This window comes from Phycicoccus sp. Root101, assembly GCF_001426245.1.
In the GTDB taxonomy this organism is placed as follows: domain Bacteria; phylum Actinomycetota; class Actinomycetes; order Actinomycetales; family Dermatophilaceae; genus Pedococcus.
Genome location: NZ_LMCM01000009.1, coordinates 138,756 through 161,047, shown reverse-complemented (window position 1 = coordinate 161,047; position 22,292 = coordinate 138,756). Strand labels below are relative to the sequence as shown.

Sequence of the window (22,292 nt, the reverse complement as noted above, 5' to 3'; positions counted from 1 at the left end):
TCCCTATGGAGGAGTTGACTGATGCGACGATCTCGCATGGTCGCCGTCACCGGAGCAGTGGCCCTGGCCACGACCGCTCTGGCGGGGACGACGGCTTCAGCGGCAGTACGAACCACGCACACGACGGCCGTGTCCAGCGCAGGTGCTGACACGAGCTATGTCGTCCTCGCCGACCGAGCGGCCGATGCGGACGGCCTCGCGGCCGACCTGCGCCGAGCCGGCGGCCAGGTCACCACGGTCAACCGGGCCATCGGCCTGGTCACCGTCAGGTCGAGCTCGTCCGGCTTCCTGGCTCGCGCCCGTCACGTCGCCGGTGTCGCCGGTGCGGCCCGGGACAGCGTCGTCGGGCGCGCGCCCGATGCAGGCGCCGTCAAGGACCGCGTCCTCAAGGAGCACCAGTCGTCCTCGGGCGGCTCGGCGAGCCGAGATGCCCACTCGGAGAAGGGAAAGAAGGGCAAGGGCAAGGCAGACCCCCTCGACTCGCTCCTGTGGGGGATGGACATGATCAACGCCCCCGCGGCCCACCGGACAGAGCTGGGTGACAAGCGGGTCAAGGTCGGCATCATGGACACCGGGGTCGACGCGACCCACCCCGACCTGGCAGCCAACTTCGACCGACGGCTGTCGCGCAACTTCACCACGGACCTTCCGGAGATCGACGGGCCGTGCGAGCACGTCGGCTGCGTCGACCCGGCGACCGAGGACGACGACGGACACGGCACGCACGTCGCCGGCACGATCGGGGCGGCCCTGAACGGCATGGGGGTCTCGGGGGTGGCCCCGGACGTGGACATCGTCAACGTGCGCGCGGGGCAGGACAGCGGCTTCTTCTTCCTCGGAGCCACGGCCAACGCCCTGACCTACTCCGGCGACGTCGGCATCGACGTCGTCAACATGTCCTTCTACGTCGACCCGTGGCTGTACAACTGCCGCGGTGGCGCGCCCGAGGACACCCCGGAGCAGGCCGCCGAGCAGGACATGATCATCGCGACGATGAACAGGGCCCTCGAGTACGCCCACCACAAGGGCGTCACGCTCGTGGCCGCACTCGGCAACGAGCACGACAACGTCTCGAACCCACGCACGGACACCACCAGCCCGGACTTCCCCCTGGGCACGGAGCACCCCCGGACCATCGACAACGCCAATTGCGTCAACCTCCCGCTCGAGGGTCCGCACGTCATCGGTGTCTCGGCGCTGGGCCCGTCGCAGCGCAAGGCCGACTACTCCAACTACGCGAACGACCTCGGCTCGGGTGAGCTCGAGGTGTCCGCGCCGGGTGGCTGGTTCCGTGACGGTCTCGGCACCGACACCTTCCGCACCAACGGAAACCTCATCCTCTCGACGGCGCCGCTGAACGTCATGGTCGAGGAGGGGCAGGTCGACGCGAACGGCGACATCACCCCGCTCGGAGCATCGCTCGGCACCATGAAGAGCTGCACGACGCATCCGGCCAGGAGCGCGACCGCCTGCGGCTACTACCAGTACCTCCAGGGCACCTCGATGGCGTCACCGCACGCCGCCGGCGTGGCCGCACTGGCGGTCTCGGCCCACGGGAGGTCCACCGGGCACGGTGGGTTCGGCCTCGCACCCGACCGCGTCCGGCGCCTGCTCATGCGGACTGCCACCGACCACGCGTGCCCGACCCCGGCGCTGCAGACGTACACCGACGTCGGTCGCTCGGCCGAGTTCGACGCCCTGTGCGTCGGCGGGACCGACGTCAACAGCTTCTACGGCGACGGCATCGTCAACGCCGCGGCGGTGGTGCGCAAGCACGACTGAGTGTTCTCGGACCTGACGGTCACCACGGTGCGACGTGGGCACGTCGAGGGATCCCTCGACGTGCCCACCTCGGCCAGGAGCTTCAGAGACTCGCTCAGGCCTCCTGCGCGGCAGCGCCGTGCGCGATGGACTCGAGCAGCTGGCTGTTGAACGCCGGCAGGTCGTCGGGGTTGCGGCTCGTGATGAGGTTGCCGTCGACGACGACCTCCTGGTCGACCCAGGTGGCGCCGGCGTTGCGCAGGTCGGTCTGCAGGCTCGGCCACGACGTCAGGGTGCGGCCCTTGAGCACGTCGGCCTCGATGAGGGTCCACGGGGCGTGGCAGATGGCCGCAACCGGCTTGCCGGAGGCGACGAAGTCACGGACGAAGTCGACAGCGTCCTCGTCGGTGCGCAGCGCGTCAGGATTGGCGACGCCGCCCGGCAGGACGAGGGCGTCGTAGTCGTCCACGGAGGCGGACTTCACGGTCTTGTCGACGGGACGCGTCTCCGCCTTGTCGAGGTGGTCGAACGTCTGCACGTCGCCCTCTTCGGGCGACAGCAGCACCGGGGTGGCCCCGGCGTCGGTGACGGCCTGCCAGGGGTCGGTCAGCTCGACGCGCTCGATGCCCTCGGCGGCGACGAGGAAGGCGATGGTCTTTCCACTCAGATGGCTCATGTCTCCACCCTGCGACGTGCTGCGGGGCCCCGCAATCCGCAGGGGCGGCCTGTGGCTGTGGGGAAGGCCACCGTTTGGAACGGGTCGGACGGGGAACGCCCCCGGCGTCAGACCGTCGTGGCAGGCTGCCCCCATGATCGGGACACCGGGTGGGACCCCGGAGCGGCCGGCGACGTTCTTCGCGAGCCCGGAGGAGTTCGGGCAGTGGCTGGCCGCCCACCACGACAGCGAGACCGAGCTCTGGATGGGTCTGTACAAGAAGCACGTCCCCGAGCGCGGCCTGACCTGGGAGGCGGCCGTGGTCGAGGCGCTCTGCTGGGGCTGGATCGACTCTGTCGCCCAGCGCGTCGACGAGGACGCCGTGCGCCAGCGGTGGACACCCCGCAAGGCGCAGAGCAACTGGAGCAGCGTCAACATCGCCACCGTCGAGCGGCTCAAGGCCGAGGGGCGGATGCAGCCCTCGGGCGTGGCCGCCTACGAACGCCGCACGCCGGAGCGTTCCGGCATCTACGCCTACGAGACGCGTGAGCTCGAGCTCCCGGAGGCGTATGCCGCCCAGCTCGCCGCCGATCCGCGCGTCGCCGCCTTCTGGGCGGTGGCCACGCCGTCGTACCGGAAGATCGCCGTCAACTGGGTGCTCACCGCCAAGCAGGAGGCCACGCGCGAGAAGCGGCTCGCCCAGCTCCTCGACGACTGTGCGCACGGGCGGCTGATCCCGTCCCAGCGGTACGGCAACGCGCCGCGCTGGCTCGAGCGGGCGGCCGAGGCGGCTGCAGCGGCTGGTGGGGACGAGGCGGCCGAGACTGCCGCGACCGAGGGCGCCGGCGACGCCTAGAGTTCCCCGCGTGGGGTACACCGAGGTCGACCGGGAGCGCTGGGTCCGCGAGGACCCGGTCCTCAAGCGTGCGGACCGGGACGACTTCGCCCGTGACCGCGCCCGCCTCGTCCACTCGGCGTCGTTGCGACGGCTGTCGGCCAAGACCCAGGTGGTCCAGCCCGGCGACGACGACTTCGTCCGCAACCGGCTGACCCACTCCCTCGAGGTGGCGCAGATCGGGCGCGAGTTCGGGGCTGCCCTGGGCTGCAGCGCCGACGTCGTCGACACGGCGTGCCTGGCCCATGACCTCGGGCACCCACCGTTCGGCCACAACGGCGAGCAGGCGCTCGATGCCGTCGCCGCCGAGATCGGGGGCTTCGAGGGCAACGCCCAGACGCTGCGCCTCCTGTCGCGGCTGGAGCCCAAGCGCATCCACCCGGACGGCCGGCCGGCCGGCCTCAACCTGACCCGCGCCAGCCTCGACGCAGCCACCAAGTACCCCTGGGCGCGCGGTGTAGCGCCGGTGGAGGTCGGACCGACGGCCAAGTTCGGGGTGTACGAGGACGACCTGCCGGTGTTCGAGTGGTTCCGTGACGGACGCCGTCCCGGCCAGCGCTGCCTCGAGGCCGACGTCATGGACTGGTCCGACGACGTGGCCTACTCGGTGCACGACGTCGAGGACGCGATCGCCTCGGGTCGCCTCGACGTCCGCCGCCTGCGCGATGCCTCCGACGTGGACAGCGTCCTCGCCGTCGCCACCGGCCTGTACGCCGCCGACCTCGGCACCGACGCGCTCGGTGCCGCCCTGGAACGGGTGCTGGCCAGTGGAGCCGTGCCGGCGGCATACGACGGGACGCGGACCGACCGGGCAGCGTTGAAGGACATGACCTCCCGGCTGATCGGCAGGTTCGTCCTGGCGGTGGAGGTGGCGACCCGCGAACGCCACGGGACCGGCACCCTCACCCGGTATGCCGCGGACCTCGTCGTCCCCGACGACACCCGGGCGGAGTGTGCCGTCCTCAAGGCCGTCGCCGCGCACTTCGTCATGCACGCGCAGGAACGGGTGACCGTGATGGCCGGCCAGCGGCAGGTGGTGCGTTCGCTCGTCGAGGCGTACCAGGCAGATCCGCCCGGCCGGCTCGACCCCGACCTGCTCGCCGACTGGAAGGCCGCCGACAGCGACGCCGCAGCCCTGCGGGTCCTCGTCGACCAGGTCGCCTCGCTCACCGACGTGCGCGCCCTCGCGCTGCACCAGCGCTGGTGCTGAGGCTCAGGCGGGGCTGAAGGCGCGGGCCTCGCCGACGACGCTCAGGCCGACGATCGAGCCCGTCGCAGGGACGTCGGTGCCGTGGATGCGCGCGGTGACCACGGTGTGGTCGGCCTGCAGTCGCAGGGCGACGAGCGCGTCGTGGCCGAAGTACGTCGTGGAGAGCACCTCGGCGCAGGGGCGGCCCTCGGCCACGGTGCCGAGCTGGATCTGCTCGGGGCGCAGGAGGACGTCGACGGTGCCGGGAGGGGCGGGCTGGTGCACCGGGATCGTGCCCAGCGACGTGGCGACGGAGGTGCCCTCGGCCCGGCCGCGCAGGAAGACGGCGTCACCGAGGAAGGCTGCCGCGTGGCGGTCCGCCGGCGTCGCGTAGACCTCGGTCGGCGCACCGACCTGGGCGAACCGACCCTCGTGCATGATCGCGACCTCGTCGGCGAAGGACAGGGCCTCGGACTGGTCGTGGGTGACGAGGACGACGGTGACGCCCTCGTGGGCCAGGGCGTCGGCCACGGCCTGGCGGGTCGAGGCGCGCAGACCGGCGTCGAGGGAGGAGAAGGGTTCGTCGAGCAGCACCACCGACGGCCGACGGGCGAGGGCGCGTGCCAGCGCGACGCGCTGCTGCTGGCCGCCGCTGAGCTGGTCGGGGCGCCGGGTCGCCAGGTCAGGTGACAGGCCCACGAGCTCGAGCAGCTCTCCGACGCGGTGACCGGACCGGCGCGATGCCCGGGGGAGCCCGTACGACACGTTGTGCCCCACCGACAGGTGGGGGAAGAGGTTGCCCTCCTGCGGGACGTACCCGATGCCACGGCGCTCGGGGGCGACCCACGTGCCGGGTCCCACGACCGTCTGCTCACCCAGCTGCACCGTCCCGGCATCAGGCGTCTGGAACCCCGCCACGACCCGCAGCAGGGTCGTCTTGCCGCAGCCCGACGGCCCGAGGATCGCCGTCGTCGTGCCCGACGGGACGACGAGGTCGATGCCGTGCAGCACCGGTCGCGGTCCGTGGGAGGCGTCGACACCGCTGACGCGCAGGGTGGTCACAGGGCAGGCTCCTCGTCGGGGGATCGCAGCAGCAGGTAGGTCAGGGGCGCGGACACGAGCACCATGGCGGCGGCATACGGAGCCGCGCCCGCGTAGTCGATGCTCTCACTCGCGCTCCAGAAGGCGGTGGCCAGTGTCTGCGTCCCGGTCGGGGCGAGCAGCAACGTCGCCGTGAGCTCGGTCGAGACGGCGATGAACACCATCGCGAAACCCGCCAGGGTGCCCGGCAGGGTCAGGGGCAGCAGGACGCGGACGAACGCGCGAAAGGGACTGTCCCCCAACGCGCGAGCCGCGTCGGTGAGCTCCTCCGGCGCGTGCGCCATGGCCGCCCGGATGCTCACCATGGCCCGCGGGATGAAGAGGATCGCGTAGGCCGCGACGAGGACGATGCTGGTCTGGTAGACGGCGTTGGCGTACCGGACCGAGAGGGTGACCAGCGCCAGGGCGATCACCACGCCGGGAAGCGACGACGCGACGTAGGTGGCCCGCTCGACGAGCACCGAGAGCCAGCTGCGGCGGCGCGCGATCAGCCAGGCGATCGGGAAGGCGGCCACGACGGTGATCACGCCGGCGCCGAGGCCGAGACCGAGCGTGCTGCCGAGCGTCTGGAGCAGCTCGGGCACGTCGGGCTCGGCGTTCCCTGCGGCGAACCAGTAGACGAGGCTGCCGAGCGGGACACCGAGCGAGAGGACCGTGAGCAGGGTGAGCCCGAGCAGGGACGGGACGGTCCACCGACCGAGCCGGGCCGGGAGCGCACGCCGTGCGGCGCCGCGCCCGAAGCGCGAGTGCCGCATCGTCCCGCGCAGCAGCAGCTCGACGGTGAGCAGGCCCAGGCACAGGCCGATGAGGACCAGGGCGAGGACGCTGCCGGCGCTGTTGCTGAACGCCACCTGGAACTGCTCGAGGATGGCGGTCGTGAACGTCGGGAAGCGCAGCATGGCCAGCACGCCGAACTCCGACAGCAGGTGCAGCGACACGAGCAGCATGCCGCCGAGCGCTGCCGGCCTCAGCTGGGGGAGCACCGCCCGGAAGAACGTCGGCCACGGCCCGAGGCCGAGCGAGCGGGAGGAGTCCTCCATGCTCTGGTCGAGCCCACGCAGGACCGCGGCCACGGGCAGGAACACGAACGGGAAGTAGGACAGGGTGGTCACGAGGACCGCGCCGGTCAGCCCCTCGAGGTCGGGGCGGACGGTGGTCCACGCGTAGCTGTTGACGAACGCCGGGACCGCCAGCGGGGCGACGAGCAGCACCCGCCAGAACCGCGCGCCGGGCAGCGACGTCCGCTCGACCAGCCAGGCGGCGGCGATGCCGATGACGGTCGTCAGGGCCACGGTGACGACGACGAGCGAGGCGGTGTTGCGCAGGAGCTCGCCGACCCGCGGCCGCCACAGCAGGTCCCAGGCGGCCCCCGCGCCGGTGTCGAACGCCGTGAAGGCGACGACGAGCAGCGGCAGCACGCACAGCGCCGCCACGGCCAGGCTCGCCGTGACGACTGCTGCCGGTGCGGAGGGGGCGCCTCCCCGGGGTCGGCCCACCTAGAGGATGCCTGCCGCGGTCATCATCTCGATGACCTTGGGACCGTTGAGCGTGTAGGGGTCGACCTTGGGTGCCTGGAGGGTGTCCAGCGGCTCGAGAGCCGCGTCGGACGCGACACCCTTGCCGACGGCGTACTCCTTGGCGTCACTGGTCGCGAGCATCTTCTGGCCCTCGGCACTGGTGACGAAGGCGAGGAACTTCTGGGCGTTGTCGGCGTGCTTGCTCGACTTCAGCACCGCGCCACCGGAGACGCTCACGAACGCACCGGGGTCCTGGTTGCGGAAGTACAGGAGCTTGGTGTTGCCGCTGCCGGCCTTGGTCAGCGCCTGGTCGCGGTACCAGTAGTAGTGGTACATGATCCCGACCGGGACCTGACCGGCGTTGACGGCCTTCATCACGGCGATGTTGTTCTGGTAGATCTTCGCGCCGTCCTTGAGGCCCTTGAGCCAGGTGGCGGTCTTCTCCTCGCCCTGGGTCGCGAGGATCGCGCTGACGATCGCCTGGAAGTCTGCGCCACCCGCGGCGGCGCCCCACTTGCCGGCCCACTTGGGGTCCTGCAGGTCCATGATCGACTTCGGCAGCTCGGCCTCGGTGATCTTGCCGGGGTTGTAGACCAGCACGGTGGAGCGTGCGGCGATACCGACCCACTCCTTGCTCGACGGCGCGTAGGTCTCGCCGACCTGCGCGATGGTGCTCGCGTCGACCGGGGCCAGGAGCTTGGCGTTCTGGACCGTCGTCATGGCGGGGGAGTTCTCGGTGAGGAAGACGTCCGCCGGCGACTTGGCGCCCTCCTGGACGATCTGCGCGCCCATCGAGGAGTCGCTGCCGTACCGGATCTGCACCTTGATGCCGGTGTCGTCCTGGAACTTCTTCGCCCACGCCTCGGTGAGGTTCTCGTGCTGCGCGCTGTAGATCGTCAGCTTGTCGGGGTCGAGGTTCTTCCCCGCCTCGAGGGTGCCGTTGCCACAGCCGGTGAGGGCGAGGGTGGCGCTCGCGGCCAGGGCGACGAGGACGGTCCGTCGGCGGATCACGATCGGGTTCTCCTGTGCGGGGTGGGGGGGTGAAGGCAAGCCTTACCTTACTGCTCACCTCCCGGCCGCTGAAATCGCGGGGTCGGCCACGAGCCGACCGGGAGGTATGGGGCCGGCCGGCGGCGCGGCCACGGGACCCCGCGTGGTCGGTGGTCGTGGGGGAGCCCCCACGGCGTCCGAGCCACCACCTAGACTCGGCCGCGACAAGGAGGGCCAGTTGCCGGGTCGGATCAAGGCCGAGGACGTCGCGCTCGTCAAGGAGCGCTCGTCCATCGAGGACGTCGTGCGCGAGCACGTCACGCTGCGCCCCGCGGGTCCGGGCTCGATGAAGGGGCTCTGCCCGTTCCACGACGAGAAGACCCCGTCGTTCAACATCCGCTCGACCGTCGGTGCCTGGCACTGCTTCGGGTGCGGTGAGGGCGGCGACGTCATCTCGTTCGTCCAGAAGGTCGAGCACCTCACGTTCAGCGAGGCCGTCGAGCGGCTGGCGCAGAAGCTCGGCATGGAGCTGCACTACGAGGAGGGCGGCCGCCCCGGCACGGGTGAGTCGCTCGGGCGGCGCTCGCGGCTGGTCGAGGCCCACCGGGTGGCGCAGGAGTTCTACCACCACGCCCTGCTCAACTCGCCCGAGGCGAGGATCGGCCGCGACTTCCTGCGCGAGCGCGGGTTCGACAGCGAGGCGGCCAAGCGGTTCGGCGTCGGGTTCGCCCCCCGGGGCGGCGAGGAGCTGTCGCGCCACCTGCGCGGCAAGGGGTTCACCGACGAGGAGCTGACGCTGGGGGGCCTGTCCGGCCGCGGGAGCCGCGGTCTCTACGACCGCTTCCGTGGGCGCCTGGTCTGGCCGATCCGCGACATCACGGGCGACACGGTCGGGTTCGGGGCACGACGGCTCTACGAGGACGACCGCATCGCCGCCAAGTACCTCAACACCTCCGAGACGCCGATCTACAAGAAGTCGACGGTCCTCTACGGCCTCGACGCGGCGAAGAAGTCGATCGCGGGGGATCGCAAGGCCGTCATCGTCGAGGGCTACACCGACGTCATGGCCTGCCACCTCGCCGGCATCGAGGGTGCCGTCGCCACGTGTGGCACGTCGTTCGGCGTCGACCACATCAAGATGCTGCGGCGGATCATGCGCGACGAGGCCGACCTCGCGCCGGCCAAGGTCGTCTTCACGTTCGACGGCGACGCCGCCGGGCAGAAGGCGGCGATGCGTGCGTTCGGCGAGGACCAGCGCTGGGCCTCGCAGTCGTTCGTCGCCGTGGCCGAGGGCGGCATGGACCCGTGCGAGCTGCGCATCGCCAAGGGCGACGACGCGGTGCGCCACCTCATCGAGGACGCGGTGCCGATGTTCGAGTTCGCGGTGCGGACCACGATCGACCGGTTCGACCTGTCCACCGCCGAGGGCCGCGTGCAGGGAATGCGTGCCGCGGCACCGATCGTCAACAGCATCCGTGACAGCTCCATGCGGCCCGAGTACATCCGCACCGTCTCCGGCTGGATCGGCGTCGAGGTGGAGCAGGTGCAGGCCGAGGTCTCGCGCGCCCAGCGGATGGCCGCTCGCGACGCCAAGGCCGAGGCAGACGCCCCGGGCTCGCAGAACGGCCGGGGCAGCCAGCGCCCCGATGCCGACGTCGTCCCCGAGCCGTCGCCCGAGGAGGTGCGCTCGTCGCTGCCGGCGCCGGACCTGCGGGACCCCGTGGTCTTCGCCGAGCGACAGCTCCTGCAGACGTTGCTGCAGTACCCCGACAGCTTCGACGAGGCCGACATCGACGGCGTCAGCCCCGACGCGTTCACTGCTCCCGCCCACCGCGCCGTGTTCGACGGGGTGCGCAGTGTCGGTGGTCCGCAGCGCGGGATGTCCACCCAGGCCTGGGGCGACGCGGTCGCCGAAGCCGCGCCGCTCTCGGTCCGCACCCTGGTCTCCGAGCTGTCGGTGGCCCCGCTGCCCACGCGGTTCGACAAGGCGACGGGCCTGCCCGAACGCCGTTACATCGACTCGCTGCTCGTGCGGGTCCAGGAGGTCACCTTGACGAGGAAGATCGGGGACGCCATGTCGGCGATGCGCCGGATGGCGGCCGACCCGCACAGCGACCCGGCAGCGTCCCGGACGCTCAGCGGTCAGCTGCAGGACCTGCAGCGCGAGCTCGCGCAGCTGCGCGACCGGGCCAGCTGATGGCGCTCTCGCTGCGTCGCGCGCCCAGACTCCCTGCCGACGTCCGGGCCGCCGTCGGCCTCGGTCCGGGGGAGCGCGTGCTCACCTGGGCGCCGGTGCTCGTCGGCGCCGGCCCGGGGGTGGCAGGGGAGCCCAGCGGCACCACCCTCGTCGCGACCAACCACGCCCTGTATGCCGTCGGCGCTGCCGGCGAGCCCACCCTCACCCGCCCGTGGCACGAGGTGGACTCCGGGTCGTGGTCGGCCGAGCTCACCCAGCTGACCGTGACGTGGATCGACGGGACCAGACCGAGCCAGTGGGTCCTCGGTGACACGACGCTCCTGCCGGAGACGCTGCGGGAGCGGGTGCAGGCCAGCGTCGTGCTGACCCAGAAGATCGAGCTCGGCCCCCGCCGCACCGCCCGCGCCGTCATCCGCCAGGACCTCGGCCGTGGCGGCCTCGTCGAGCAGGTCGTCCTCGGGCGTGGCGTGCGGGCGGACGACCCCGAGGTGGCCGCCGCGACGGCTGCAGCCCTGGCCTACCTGCGGGAGCAGGTCGGGCTCTCCTGAGCACGGTTCGCGACCCGGCCCAGGAGCCGACCCGCGCGGCGGGTCCCGTTTTCTGGTCGACGCGCATCCTTTGCTATGGTTGCGCAGCGCGAACGGCGGGTCACCGCCGAAGCACTTTCCCCTGTAGCTCAATTGGCAGAGCAGCCGACTGTTAATCGGCAGGTTGTTGGTTCGAGTCCAACCGGGGGAGCCCGCCGCGAAGGCCCCGGACCACCAGGTCCGGGGCCTTCGTCGTGAGCGGGCGACCGATCAGCTGGACCCGTCGATGGCCCTGGCTGCACGGAGGCCGGACTCGATGGCTCCTTCGATCCAGGCATGGTGCACCGAGGCGTGCTCGCCGGCGAAATGGATACGGCCGTGCGCGCTCACGATGTCCTCGTGGAGGGCTGTCTCCTGACCGGGTTCGAACAGGGCGAACGCACCTCCGGCCCACGGGTCGTTCTGCCAGACGTGGGAGGTACCGCCCTCCACCTCGTCCACGATCTGGGGGTGGATCTTCGCCACGTCCTTGATGGCGAGGCTGATCCGCTCGTCGGGTCCCAGGGCGCCCCAGCGTGCCGCGTCCTGACCCCACGTGTAGCTCGCCAGCAGGACGGCTCGCTCGTCCTCGGGGTCGGAGTGGGACGGGTAGACCATCCGTCGGATCGGGAGGTCCGTGGTCGTGGTGCCACCCACGATCCCGTCTGCGGACTCCCAGAACCTGTGGCGCACCTGGAGGAAGATCTTCGTGGAGGCGTTGTAGTTGAGCTGCCGGATGGCGCGGTACTTCGCGCGGGGCAGCGGGGGTTGGAAGTCGAGGTGCCTCAGCAGCCCGAGCGGCACGGTGCAGACCACGTGGTCCGCGGTCTCCGAGAAGACCCCGGCGCGGGTCCGGTAGTGCACCGTGACCGACCCAGGGTCCTGGGTCACGGCCTGCACCTGCGCCCCGAAGCGGACGCGGCTCCGCAGCTGGCGGTAGATCGCTCGGGGCAGCTGGTCCATGCCGCCGACGACTTCTTGCATGTCCTCGAAGGCGTGCCCGACGATCTCCCTGAACTGCTCGATCACGGCCGCGTTCATGTTGGCCTCGCGAAAGCTCATCAGGCCGTAGAGCTCAAGGGCGCCCTCCGAGAAGCCCCGCCGGAGCAGGAAGTCCCGGATGGAGTCGTGGCTGTACTCCTTGCCGATGCCCGCCAGCGCGGTCGGCCCTTCGCGCGCGTAGCGGTCCCTGATCTCCGTGGTCGCCTCGAGCCACAGGTCCTCGTACGTCCGTCCCCGCTCCCGTTCGTGCAGGTCGAAGCCGAGCAGGTCCGGCTCGCGGTTGACCTGTTCGTAGGTCCACCGCTTCCCGGCGATGTAGACCAGCGCGTTGGGGTTCTCCATGACGAAGGGGCGCAGCCCGAGCCCGAACCGCCGGCAGTACTCCAGCGTCAGCTGGTGGACCCGGGCGATCCGCATCGCGCCCGCCTCGGCGTGGAGGCCGGGGGCGAAGTCGCGCAGGGTGAGGATGCGCCCGCCCACCCGGGACTGACCTTCGAGGATGACCGGGTCGTAGCCCAGGTCGACGAGTTCGAGGCAGGCGACCAGGCCCGCCATACCGGCACCGATGACGATCACCCGCGGGCCGCTGCCGCTGGTCGAACGCGCCGGGGACGTCATCGACCCACCGCACCACGGTCCGGACCAAGCACCATGCCGCGCCTCCGCATCCGTCGTCCCCACACGCTAGCAAGGCCCGGACGCGGGGGATCTGGAATACCGGGAATCGTCGCGACCACGGCCCTACAGTGACTCGTAGCCAGAAGGAGTGCGGTCCGTCAGCGGTCTGCATCATCCGGCAGCGGAGAGGCGACGATGCGCAGGTCCCGGCGGCGCAGGCGGATCTCGGTGGGACGGTGACGCGCGGGGCGAGCCGGTCCGCTCCCCGCGACGTGGATGACGAGCAGCTCCACCGACTCCTGGCGCTCTGCGCCGGCGCCTCCGCGGGTCCGTGGGTGCTGAGCCAGGACCCCGAGCACGAGGCCTTCGACGCGATCTACTCCCGGTCCGGCTGCGTGCTCGAGCTCGACCACCACTACTTCGGTGGCCCGGCGGCCGAGCTGATCTGTGCTGCACCGGAGCTCGTCCCGGCCCTGGTGCGGGAGGTGCTGCGTCTGCGCTCGACCGGGACCGAACGCGCCCGGCGCGACCGGGAGGAGCTCGCCCGGCTCCAGGACCTCTGGGCCGCCCTCGGGTCCGACAGGGCTCTGCGCCAAGCGGTGGCATCGCTGGACCTCAGCCCGTGGGTGGGAGGGCCACGGGCAGGGATGTGGCTCGGACGGCGCCAGCTGAAGGCCCTCGAGGCCCTGGCCACCTCGGCGCCGCCCGCGCCGTGGCACTGGCGGTACTCTGCCGACGGAGTCCCCCGCTCCCTCCGGCACGGTGCAGTTGCCGTGGCCGATGTCGCCGGGATCCCCCCGTCGCCCGCGGATGCAGCGCTGATCCTTGCGGCGAGGGAGCATCTCCAGGTCCTGGTCGACCGCGTGCTCGGTGCGCGCAGGCTGTCCCGGCGCACAGCGCGCCCGGCTCTGCGGGTCCTTCGACGGGCGGCGTCGCCCGGGCGGTCGGGTCAGCCCGGGCGAGGTGCCGAGCGGGAGATCAGGAGGGCCCGCCGGCTCATCGACGACTTCTCCCGCTCGCTCAACCAGCTGGGTGACGTCAAGGGACCCAGCGAGTACCGGGGCTCGAGGCCGCTGCTGGACCGGAAGGACAGGCGGCCGCCCGGCATGTGATGCCCTGGCGCCGAGGTGTTGGCGGCGGGGTCACCGCGCTCACCCCGGCACCGACGACACGACCTCAGGGGCCCCCTTGCGTCCCGTCGGTGTTGACCACACCCTGGCCACCCAGCGTGGATGCCTCGGGGACGGCGCCGACCACGGCCCCGACGGCCACGACGTTGGCCCGGCCGCGCCGGGACAGGCGACGCTGGACCCGGGAGGCGAGCACGGTGAGCAGGTAGTTGACGATGATGAAGAGCACCGCCGCCACGAGGTAGGCCTGCAGCACGTTGGCGAAGGCCGATCCGAGGGTCTTGGACCAGTTGAGCAGCTCCAGGTAGGTGATCGCGTACCCCAGGGCGGAGTCCTTGAGGATGACCACGAACTGCCCGATGAGCGCGGGCAGCATGGCGGTGAGCGCCTGGGGCAGCTGGATCGACCGCAGCGTCTGCGCCGGGGTGAGGCCCACGCTGAGCCCGGCCTCGGACTGGCCCTTCGGCAGCGAGTGCACGCCGGAGCGGACGAGCTCGGCGATGACCGACCCGTTGTAGAGGGTCAGCCCCGTCACGACACCCGCCAGGGGAGCGGTCTCGGGTGAGAACACGCCGCTGCGGGAGTAGAGGCCGTAGCTGGCGATCATCATGATGAGGACCGGGACGGCGCGGAAGAACTCGACGACGACACTGCTGGCCCACCGGATCGGCGCGATCCCCGAGAGCCTTCCCACCCCGAGCAGCAGCCCGAAGACACCGGCCAGCGCGATCGAGAGGACCGCCGCCTTGAAGGTGCCCAGCAGCCCCGGGAGCAGGTAGTCGCGCCAGACGGAGCGGTCGACGACGAACGGCTTCCACTGCTCGACCTCGAGCTGGCCGGCGTCGCCCAGCTTGCGGACCACGAGGTAGACCAGCCCGACGACGAGGGCGGCACCGAGGACGGACAGGATCGCGTGACGCCGCCGGGCGCGGGGACCCGGTGCGTCGAACAGGACGTTGGAGCTCATCGCTTCACCGCCAGGCGCCGCGACAGGCTCGTGAAGGCCAGGCCCAGCGGCAGCGTCAGGATGACGAACCCGATGGCGAACACGAGGAACACGACCAGTCCGCCCGTCTCGTTCTCGATGATGACCGCCATGAGGTTGGCGGCCTCGGCGACGCCGACGACCGCGGCCACGGTGGTGTTCTTGATCAGCGCGATGAGCGTCGATCCGAGCGGTGCGATGGCGCCGCGAAAAGCCTGTGGCAGCAAGACTTCTCGCATGCTCTGCCCGAACGTCAACCCGATGGCGCGAGCCGCCTCCGCCTGCCCTGCCGGGATGGTGTTGACGCCGGACCGCAACGCCTCGCACACGAATGACGCGTGGTAGATCGACAGCATGACGATGGCCCAACGGCTCGCGTTGCCGGTGATCGACGAGGGGTCCAGGTTGAGGCCGAGGATGTACGTCAGGCCCAGGACGCTCAGCACCACGAGCAGGGTGAGCGGGGTGTTGCGGAAGATGTTGACGTACCCCGTCCCGAGCAGTCGCAGCACCCGCACCGGCGACAGGCGCATGATGCCGACGACGGTGCCCAGGAGCAGCGAGCCGATGGCCGAGAAGAACGCGAGGTACACGGTCATGCCGAAGGCGCCGAGGACGTCGTACTTGCTCAGGATGTCACCCATGCAGGGAACCTTCCGTTGCGGTGGGGGGACGTGCAGGACCTCCCGGTATGCCGCCCACGACGTGGGCCCCGCGCGCTGCGCAGGTCGGCGGACGGCATACCGGAGCCGTGGTCTGCACGGTCAGGAGCAGGCGTCCTGCTTGGGCGGGTTGGTGGCCGAGTCGACCTTGAACCCGGCCGGGCCGAGGTTGGCGTCGACGGCCTTCTGCCACTCGCCGGAGGAGATCATCTTCGCGATGGCGGTGTTGACCTTCTCGCAGGTGGCGGTGTCCCCCTTCTTGAGGCCGATGCCGTAGCGCTCCTCGGAGAAGGTCTGGCCGACGACCTTGAGCTTGCCCTTGTACTGCGCCTGGGCGGCGTAGCCCGCGAGGATGGTGTTGTCGGTGGTCAGGGCGTCGACACCCTTGGACGCGAGGGCCGTCACGCACTCGGAGTAGGTGCCGAACTCCTGGAGCTGGACCCCGGGGTACTTGTCCTTGACCTTCTGCGCCGAGGTGGACCCGGTCACCGAGCAGAGCTTCTTGCCCGTGAGGGAGTCGGGACCCGTGATGGAGCTGTCGTCGGCGCGGACGAGGAGGTCCTGGCCGGCGACGAAGTACGGGCCTGCGAAGGAGATCTTCTCCTTGCGGGCGTCGGTGATCGAGTAGGTGGCGACGACCATGTCGACCTGACCGGTGGAGATGAGGGTCTCCCGCTGGGCGGAGGGCGCCTGGACCCACTGGATGTCTGCGGCGTCGTGGCCGAGCTCCTTGGCGACGTAGGTCGCGACGTCGACGTCGAACCCGGTGTACTTCGTGCCCTCCTTGAGCCCGAGCCCCGGCTGGTCGAACTTGATGCCGACCTTGAACGCCTTGCCGCCGCCACCACCGCCGGCGCCGCCGTCGGACGCGCTGTCGCTGCACGCGGTCAGGCTGAGCGCGAGCACCGATGCGGCGGCGACGGCTCCGATCTGACGAACCTTCATTGTTTCCTCCTGGTTGTTGATCGCAGCACCGGTGCGCTGCGGTCGAGCAGGTCAGTTGGTCAGTGGGTGAGGATCTTCCCGAGGAAGTCCTTGGCGCGGTCGGACTTCGGTGCGGTGAAGAAGGCCTCCGGCTCCTGCTCCTCGACGATCGCCCCGTCGGCCATGAACACCACGCGGTTGGCAGCCTTGCGGGCGAAGCCCATCTCGTGGGTGACGACGACCATCGTCATGCCGTCCTTGGCGAGGGCCACCATGACGTCGAGGACCTCGTTGATCATCTCGGGGTCGAGCGCGGAGGTGGGTTCGTCGAAGAGCATGACCTTGGGGTCCATGGCGAGCGAGCGGGCGATCGCCACCCGCTGCTGCTGGCCGCCGGACAGCTGCGCGGGGAGCTTCTGCGCCTGGTGGGCGACCCCCACGCGCTCGAGGAGCTCCATCGCGCGCTTCTCGGCCTCGGCCTTGGGCGTCCTGCGCGCCTTGATCGGGCCGAGGGTGACGTTGTCGAGGATCGACTTGTGCGAGAACAGGTTGAACGACTGGAAGACCATGCCGACGTCGGCACGCAGCTGGGCCAGCTCCTTGCCCTCCTCGGGCAGCGCCTGTCCGTCGATCGTGATCGAGCCGCTCTCGATGGTCTCGAGCCGGTTGATCGTGCGGCACAGCGTCGACTTGCCCGACCCGGACGGGCCGATGACCACGACGACCTCGCCCTTGCCGATGGACAGGTTGATGTCACGCAGCACGTGCAGGTCGCCGAAGTGCTTGTTGACGTCCTTGAGGACGACGAGGGGCTCCGTCATGTCCGGCAACCTACCGGTTTGCCCCCATCAGGGGACCACCCCGGCCCGGACTGTCACGCAATGGCAACCTGGCGGGCGGGTGCGCGCTCGGGTGCTGCTTCGAAGATCTCGTGCCGTCCGGCACGGCTCAGTCGCCGCCACCGGGCCCACCCCGAGACGTCGCGCTGCTGGCCGAGGAAGTACCAGGCGTAACGGATCTCGTCCGGCCAGCGCCGCCAGCGGAGGCCGGGTTGGGCCGTGAGGTAGCCCAGGTTGCGGAACGTGCGGTCGCGCCTGACCGGGTCCTGCGGCACCAGCACGGTGAGGCGACCGCCGAGCAGCGGCTTCCAGTCGTGGTGGCCCTGCGGGTGGAGGTAGGTCGCGGGGGAGCAGGTGCCGAACCGCAGCTCGCTGCGGCGCAGCCGGCGGTGGACCTCCACCTCGTCGCCCCGCACGAACAGGCGCGGGTCGGGGACGCCGACGACGTCGAGGGCCCGGGCGGAGAAGAGGGCGCCGTTGAAGAGGTTCGCGACGTTCGGCACGAGGACCTCGGGACCGAGCTCGTCGCGGCGCCGGACCCACCGCAGCCCGCGACGCAGCGGGAAGGCCAGCCGGTCGGGGTCGTCCTGGTCGACCACGAGCGGCGAGACGACGTCGAGCCGGTGGTCGGCCGCGCAGGCCAGGAGCCGGCCCAGCGTCCACGGTGATCCGGGCAGCCCGTCGTCGTCAGCGAGCCACACCCAGTCGGCACCGAGCGCGCGTGCGGTCAACACGCCGTACGCGTATCCGCCGGCGCCGCCGAGGTTGGTCTCGCTGGTGAGCAGGGTGTGCGGGATCCCCGTCGCAGCAAGCGATTCCGCCGCACCGGGTTCCTGGCCGTTGTCGACGACGACGAGGTGGTCCGGACGGTGGTGCTGTGCCGCCACCGACTCGAGGCAGCGACGCAGCAGGCGCGCCCGGTCGCACGTCACGATGACGCACACCACGAGGGGCTCGCGGTGCTGCTGGGGGAGGCTCACGGCCGGAACGCTAGGCGGCCCAGGTGGTGTCCGGGCGGGTTCCCGGTGAACGTCCGGTGCACCGACGGTGTCGACTCGCGCACCGAACCGTGTCCTTGGCCGTCGGTCCACCTCGAGGACGCGGCGTGTTCACCGTCCCGTGGGGCGGCGTGCCTAGCGTCGTCGTTCGTGAGCACCCCCTTCTCCCTGCTCCTGCCCGTGTACCGCGGCGACCGCGCCGACTACCTGGCCAGGGCCTTCCAGAGCACCGTGAGCGAGCAGCTCGTGCGACCCTCCGAGGTGGTGGTCGTCCAGGACGGCCAGATCGGACCAGAGCTGGCGTCCGCCCTCGAGCGCGCCGAGTCCTCGAGCCCGGTGCCGGTGCGCCGCCTCCGGCTCAAGCACAACGTCGGCCTGGCGCAGGCGCTCCAGTGCGGACTGTCGGCCTGCTCCCACGAGGTCGTCGCGCGCATGGACGCCGACGACATCAGCCTGCCGCACCGGTTCGCCGTGCAGCTGCCCATGATCGAGGCAGGGGCCGACCTCGTCGGCGCCGGCATGCGCGAGTTCGGCGAGACGACGCCGACGGGGGGCCTGCTGCGCATCCCGCCGACCGACCCGGCACTCATCGCCGCCGAGGCGCGCCTGCGCAGCCCCTTCAACCACCCGACGGTCGTCTACCGTCGCTCCGCCGTCCTCCAGGCGGGGGGCTACCGCGAGCTGCCGCTGCTCGAGGACTACTGGCTCTTCACGCGGATGATCGAGTCCGGGTCCGTGGTGGCCAACGTGCCGGAGCCGCTCGTCCTCTACCGCGTCGATGCCGGCTCCTACCAGCGACGCGGGGGACTGCGGCTGCTGCGCTCCGAGCTCGGGCTCCAGCGCCGACTGCGGCGTGAGGGGTTCACGACCTCGGGCCAGATGCTGCGCAACGTCGCGGTGCGCGGGGGCTATCGCGTGATCCCCGTCGGTCTGCGGACCTCGTTGTACCGCAACAAGTTCACGACCTCCGTCGGTGACGCGGGGGAGGTCCTCGGCCGGGAGGCAGGCGGTGGCCCCGGGGTCGCGCCGTCGCAGCGGAAGCGCCACGAGAGGAGCGGGGCATGAGGGCCGACCTCGTCGTCGTCGGGGCGGGCCTGTTCGGCCTCACCGTCGCGGAGCAGGCGGCCGAGCGCGGGCTGGACGTCGCTGTCGTGGACCGTCGTGACCACCCCGGTGGGAACGCCTGGAGCGAGACCGACCCCGACACCGGGATCGAGGTGCACCGCTACGGCGCCCACCTGTTCCACACCTCCAACGAGCGGGTCTGGGAGTACGTCAACCGCTTCACCGACTTCACGGCATACCGGCACCGGGTCTGGACCGTCCACGGTGGTGAGGTCTTCCCGCTGCCGATCAACCTGGGCACGCTGAACCAGTTCTTCCGCTCCAACCACGGCCCGGACGCCGCGCGGGCGCTGGTCGCCGAGCAGGCGGCCGAGCTCGCAGGGGAGCCCCGCAACCTCGAGGAGAAGGCGGTGTCGCTCATCGGGCGCCCGCTCTACGAGGCCTTCATCCGCGACTACACGGCCAAGCAGTGGCAGACCGACCCGCGCGACCTGCCTGCGGAGGTCATCAGCCGGCTTCCTGTCCGCTACACCTACGACAACCGCTACTTCAACGACCGCTACGAGGGCCTTCCCGTCGACGGGTATGCCGCGTGGCTGAGCCGGATGGCCGACCACCCGAGGATCTCGGTGCACCTCGAGACCGACTTCCTCGAAGCCGGGCACGCGCTGTCCCGGGACGCCGTGAGGGGGCAGGTGCCGGTCGTCTACACGGGTCCGGTGGACCGCTACTTCGGCGATGAGCACGGACCGCTCGGCTGGCGGACGCTCGACTTCGAGCGTGAGGTGCTGCCGGTCGGCGACTTCCAGGGCGCGCCGGTGATGAACTACGCGGACGGCGACGTGGACTTCACCCGGATCCTGGAGTTCCGCCACTTCCACCCCGAGCGGGACTACCGCACCGACCGGACCGTGATCGTCCGAGAGCGGTCCCGCACGGCGGGGGCCGGCGACGAGCCGTACTACCCGGTGAACACCCCGCAGCACCGCAGTCGCCTGCTGGCCTACCGCGAGCTCGTGGAGCAGGAGCGGGAACTCGGTGTCGCGTTCGGGGGACGGCTGGGCACGTACCAGTACCTCGACATGCACATGGCGATCGCCTCCGCGCTGCGCCTCGTCGACGACCTCGACGAGCTGGTGCACGGCCGCGGCGCAGCCATGCGACCGGGCTCCGGCAACCGGGGTCGTGCCGCCCTCGCACCGGCCCTCGCACCGGCAGGCGCGACGGCTGGAGCGACCACGTGAGCACCGAGCCCCGCGTCCTCGCGCGCGTCGTCTTCCCGACCGACGGCGACCTGGACGTCCTGCCCCTCTACGTCGACGGACAGCAGGTTCCCGGGGCCGTGGAGGACGGCGAGACCGTCCTGCCGGTCGCCTACGACCAGAACCCCGACCAGGTGCTCGGCCGTCGTTCGTACCAGCTCGGCCACGGGCAGCGGGCCTCCTTCGCCACCTACTTCAACGCCTTCCCGGCGGGGTACTGGCGCCGGTGGAGCACCCTGGCGGGCGTCCGGCTCCGGGTGCGGACCAGCGGGGCCGGCACCCTCGTCGTCTACCGCTCGTCCGCCCGCGGGTCGGTGGCCCGCGTGACCTCGCGGTCGCTCGCGGGGTCGTCGGACGAGGGGGTGTCGTTGCCGCTGAACGCGTTCGGCGACGGCGGCTGGTACTGGTTCGACCTGGTGGCCGGCAGCAGCGACCTGGTCCTCGAGTCGGCCGAGTGGCTGTCCGGCGACCTGCGCCCCGAGGCGCAGGAGCCGCCCCGCGGTTCGGTCACCATCGGGATCGCGACGTTCAACCGCCCCGCCTACTGCGCGGCACTGCTGGGGCAGCTGGGGGCGGCCGAGGAGCTGCGCGACGTCGTCGACGAGGTGCTGGTCGTCGACCAGGGCACCCAGGCCGTCCGGCAGGCCCCGGGCTTCGACGACGCGGCCACGGCTCTCGGCCGGAGGCTGCGGGTCCTGGAGCAGGGCAACCTCGGGGGTTCGGGTGGGTTCGCCCGCGCCATGCTCGAGACGCTCGACGTGGGCCGCAGCGACCACGTGCTGCTCCTCGACGACGACGTCGTCTGCGAACCCGAGGGCATCGCCCGTGCGGTGACCTTCGCCGACTTCGCGCGGACGCCCACCGTCGTGGGTGGCCACATGTTCTCGATGTACGAGCGGTCGGTGCTGCACGCCTTCGCCGAGCGCGTGGCGCCGTGGCAGTTCCGGTGGGCCCCCGCCGCCGCCACCGAGCACGACCACGACCTGTCGTCGTCCAACCTGCGGTCCACCCCGTGGCTGCACCGCCGCGCCGCCGCCGACTACAACGGCTGGTGGATGTGCCTCATCCCCACGACGGTCCTGCGTGACGTCGGGCTGTCGCTGCCCGTCTTCATCAAGTGGGACGACGCGGAGTTCGGCCTGCGTGCCGCGGCGGCCGGCTACCCCACGGTCTCCCTGCCCGGTGCGGCCGTCTGGCACGTGCCGTGGACCGACAAGGACGACTCCGTGGACTGGCAGGCCTACTTCCACGCCCGCAACCGGTTCGTCGCGGCGCTGCTGCACTCGCCCTTCGAGCACGGTGGGCGGATGGTCCGGGAGAGCCTGGCCATCCAGCTCAAGCACCTCGTCGCGATGCAGTACTCGGCAGCCCACCTGCGCGAGCGTGCCCTGCTCGACGTCCTCGAGGGGCCTGCGGCCCTGCACGGCAGCCTGGCCACGACGCTCGGCGAGGTCCGGACCGCCCGGGCGGATTTCGACGACGCCCGCGTCGCCGCCGACCCCCACGAGTTCGCCGCCGTCCGGCCGGCCAAGCCGCGCCGGCGCGACCCCAGCACGGGCAAGCCGACCAGCCAGGCCGCGACGGTGGTCACCGCCCTGCTCGGTATGGCGCGCCAGCTCACCCCGGTGCCCGCCGCGTCGCGCGAGCGTCCCGAGCGCGAGGTGCCGGCCGTCGACGCAGGTTGGTGGACGCTCTCGCGCCTGGACTCCGCGCTGGTGTCGACCACGGACGGGACCGGCGTCTCGTGGCACCGCCGCGACCGCGCCGCGGCCCTTGCCGCGACGCGGCGCGCCACCGCCGTCCACCAACGGCTCCTGCGGGAGTGGCCGCGCCTGGCTGCCGAGTACCGCGCGGCGCTGCCCGACCTCGTGGGTGCCGATGCATGGCGCAAGACGCTCGACCTCCCGCTCCCGGACCGGGGGGACGGGCAGTGACG

The 22,292-nt window shown here is 71.4% G+C and carries 19 protein-coding genes and 1 tRNA gene; 10 read left to right on the top strand and 10 right to left on the bottom strand.

Features of this window, described 5'->3' with window-relative positions:
• Positions 1-21: 21 nt before the first annotated feature.
• On the top strand, positions 22-1,782 hold the full coding sequence (locus tag ASC58_RS15445; RefSeq protein ID WP_200947843.1) for a S8 family serine peptidase: 1,761 nt from the start codon (positions 22-24) through the stop codon (positions 1,780-1,782).
• Between the two features lie 94 nt (positions 1,783-1,876).
• Here ASC58_RS15445 and ASC58_RS15440 read toward each other — a convergent pair whose 3' ends face one another.
• On the bottom strand, positions 1,877-2,437 hold the full coding sequence (locus tag ASC58_RS15440; protein WP_056919934.1) for a type 1 glutamine amidotransferase domain-containing protein: 561 nt from the start codon (positions 2,435-2,437) through the stop codon (positions 1,877-1,879).
• A 133-nt stretch (positions 2,438-2,570) separates the two neighbouring features.
• On the opposite strand from ASC58_RS15440, the gene ASC58_RS15435 reads away from it, so the two are divergent.
• Both ASC58_RS15435 and ASC58_RS15430 read left to right on the top strand, forming a co-directional pair.
• The gene (locus tag ASC58_RS15435) at positions 2,571-3,272 is read left to right on the top strand and encodes a YdeI family protein (RefSeq protein WP_056919933.1); all 702 of its coding nucleotides are present in this window, start codon (positions 2,571-2,573) and stop codon (positions 3,270-3,272) included.
• A 10-nt stretch (positions 3,273-3,282) separates the two neighbouring features.
• A complete protein-coding gene (locus ASC58_RS15430) occupies positions 3,283-4,521 on the top strand; it encodes a deoxyguanosinetriphosphate triphosphohydrolase (protein WP_056919932.1) in 1,239 nt (412 codons plus the stop codon).
• Positions 4,522-4,524: 3 nt separating this feature from the next.
• On the opposite strand, the gene ASC58_RS15425 is transcribed toward ASC58_RS15430, so the two are convergent.
• From ASC58_RS15425 to ASC58_RS15415, 3 genes are read right to left on the bottom strand one after another with little or no spacing between them, the layout of a single operon-like run.
• Positions 4,525-5,562, bottom strand: coding sequence for an ABC transporter ATP-binding protein (locus ASC58_RS15425; protein ID WP_056919931.1), 1,038 nt, complete (start codon positions 5,560-5,562; stop codon positions 4,525-4,527).
• Positions 5,559-7,097: an iron ABC transporter permease gene (locus ASC58_RS15420; RefSeq protein ID WP_056919930.1), complete on the bottom strand. Its 1,539-nt coding sequence runs from the start codon at positions 7,095-7,097 to the stop codon at positions 5,559-5,561. The genes ASC58_RS15425 and ASC58_RS15420 overlap by 4 nt, the downstream gene beginning before the upstream one ends.
• A complete protein-coding gene (locus tag ASC58_RS15415) occupies positions 7,098-8,132 on the bottom strand; it encodes an iron ABC transporter substrate-binding protein (protein ID WP_056920115.1) in 1,035 nt (344 codons plus the stop codon).
• 214 nt (positions 8,133-8,346) lie between these two features.
• Between ASC58_RS15415 and dnaG the strand changes: the two genes are divergently transcribed.
• The 3 genes from dnaG (at position 8,347) to ASC58_RS15400 (ending at position 11,043) form a co-directional block, all read left to right on the top strand.
• Positions 8,347-10,305, top strand: coding sequence for a DNA primase (dnaG, locus tag ASC58_RS15410; RefSeq protein ID WP_056919929.1), 1,959 nt, complete (start codon positions 8,347-8,349; stop codon positions 10,303-10,305).
• On the top strand, positions 10,305-10,853 hold the full coding sequence (locus tag ASC58_RS15405) for a hypothetical protein (RefSeq protein ID WP_056919928.1): 549 nt from the start codon (positions 10,305-10,307) through the stop codon (positions 10,851-10,853). The genes dnaG and ASC58_RS15405 overlap by 1 nt, the downstream gene beginning before the upstream one ends.
• Before the next feature lie 117 nt (positions 10,854-10,970).
• Positions 10,971-11,043, top strand: a tRNA-Asn gene (locus ASC58_RS15400).
• A 59-nt stretch (positions 11,044-11,102) separates the two neighbouring features.
• Here ASC58_RS15400 and ASC58_RS15395 read toward each other — a convergent pair.
• The gene (locus ASC58_RS15395) at positions 11,103-12,491 is read right to left on the bottom strand and encodes a flavin monoamine oxidase family protein (protein WP_056919927.1); all 1,389 of its coding nucleotides are present in this window, start codon (positions 12,489-12,491) and stop codon (positions 11,103-11,105) included.
• Between the two features lie 272 nt (positions 12,492-12,763).
• Between ASC58_RS15395 and ASC58_RS15390 the strand changes: the two genes are divergently transcribed.
• Positions 12,764-13,603 carry a hypothetical protein gene (locus ASC58_RS15390; RefSeq protein ID WP_056919926.1) on the top strand — a complete coding sequence of 280 codons (840 nt, stop codon included), beginning with the start codon at positions 12,764-12,766 and terminating at the stop codon, positions 13,601-13,603.
• 64 nt (positions 13,604-13,667) lie between these two features.
• Here the strand turns inward: ASC58_RS15390 and ASC58_RS15385 are convergent, their stop codons facing one another.
• The 5 genes from ASC58_RS15385 to ASC58_RS15365 form a co-directional block, all read right to left on the bottom strand.
• The gene (locus ASC58_RS15385; protein ID WP_056919925.1) at positions 13,668-14,588 is read right to left on the bottom strand and encodes an amino acid ABC transporter permease; all 921 of its coding nucleotides are present in this window, start codon (positions 14,586-14,588) and stop codon (positions 13,668-13,670) included.
• On the bottom strand, positions 14,585-15,250 hold the full coding sequence (locus ASC58_RS15380; protein WP_056917615.1) for an amino acid ABC transporter permease: 666 nt from the start codon (positions 15,248-15,250) through the stop codon (positions 14,585-14,587). Before ASC58_RS15380 ends, ASC58_RS15385 begins: the two co-directional genes overlap by 4 nt.
• 120 nt (positions 15,251-15,370) lie before the next feature.
• A complete protein-coding gene (locus ASC58_RS15375; protein ID WP_056917614.1) occupies positions 15,371-16,213 on the bottom strand; it encodes a glutamate ABC transporter substrate-binding protein in 843 nt (280 codons plus the stop codon).
• A gap of 59 nt (positions 16,214-16,272) precedes the next feature.
• Positions 16,273-17,013: an amino acid ABC transporter ATP-binding protein gene (locus tag ASC58_RS15370; RefSeq protein ID WP_157581634.1), complete on the bottom strand. Its 741-nt coding sequence runs from the start codon at positions 17,011-17,013 to the stop codon at positions 16,273-16,275.
• A 53-nt stretch (positions 17,014-17,066) separates the two neighbouring features.
• A complete protein-coding gene (locus ASC58_RS15365; RefSeq protein ID WP_200947842.1) occupies positions 17,067-18,011 on the bottom strand; it encodes a glycosyltransferase in 945 nt (314 codons plus the stop codon).
• 168 nt (positions 18,012-18,179) lie between these two features.
• On the opposite strand from ASC58_RS15365, the gene ASC58_RS15360 reads away from it, so the two are divergent.
• Genes ASC58_RS15360 through ASC58_RS15350 form a run of 3 tightly spaced genes read left to right on the top strand, consistent with a single transcriptional unit; the run spans position 18,180 to position 22,290 of the window.
• Positions 18,180-19,094, top strand: a complete 915-nt coding sequence (locus ASC58_RS15360; protein WP_082553367.1) for a glycosyltransferase — start codon at positions 18,180-18,182, stop codon at positions 19,092-19,094.
• Positions 19,091-20,338 carry a UDP-galactopyranose mutase gene (glf, locus tag ASC58_RS15355; RefSeq protein WP_082553366.1) on the top strand — a complete coding sequence of 416 codons (1,248 nt, stop codon included), beginning with the start codon at positions 19,091-19,093 and terminating at the stop codon, positions 20,336-20,338. The genes ASC58_RS15360 and glf overlap by 4 nt, the downstream gene beginning before the upstream one ends.
• The gene (locus tag ASC58_RS15350; protein ID WP_056919924.1) at positions 20,335-22,290 is read left to right on the top strand and encodes a glycosyltransferase; all 1,956 of its coding nucleotides are present in this window, start codon (positions 20,335-20,337) and stop codon (positions 22,288-22,290) included. Before glf ends, ASC58_RS15350 begins: the two co-directional genes overlap by 4 nt.
• Positions 22,291-22,292: the final 2 nt, after the last annotated feature.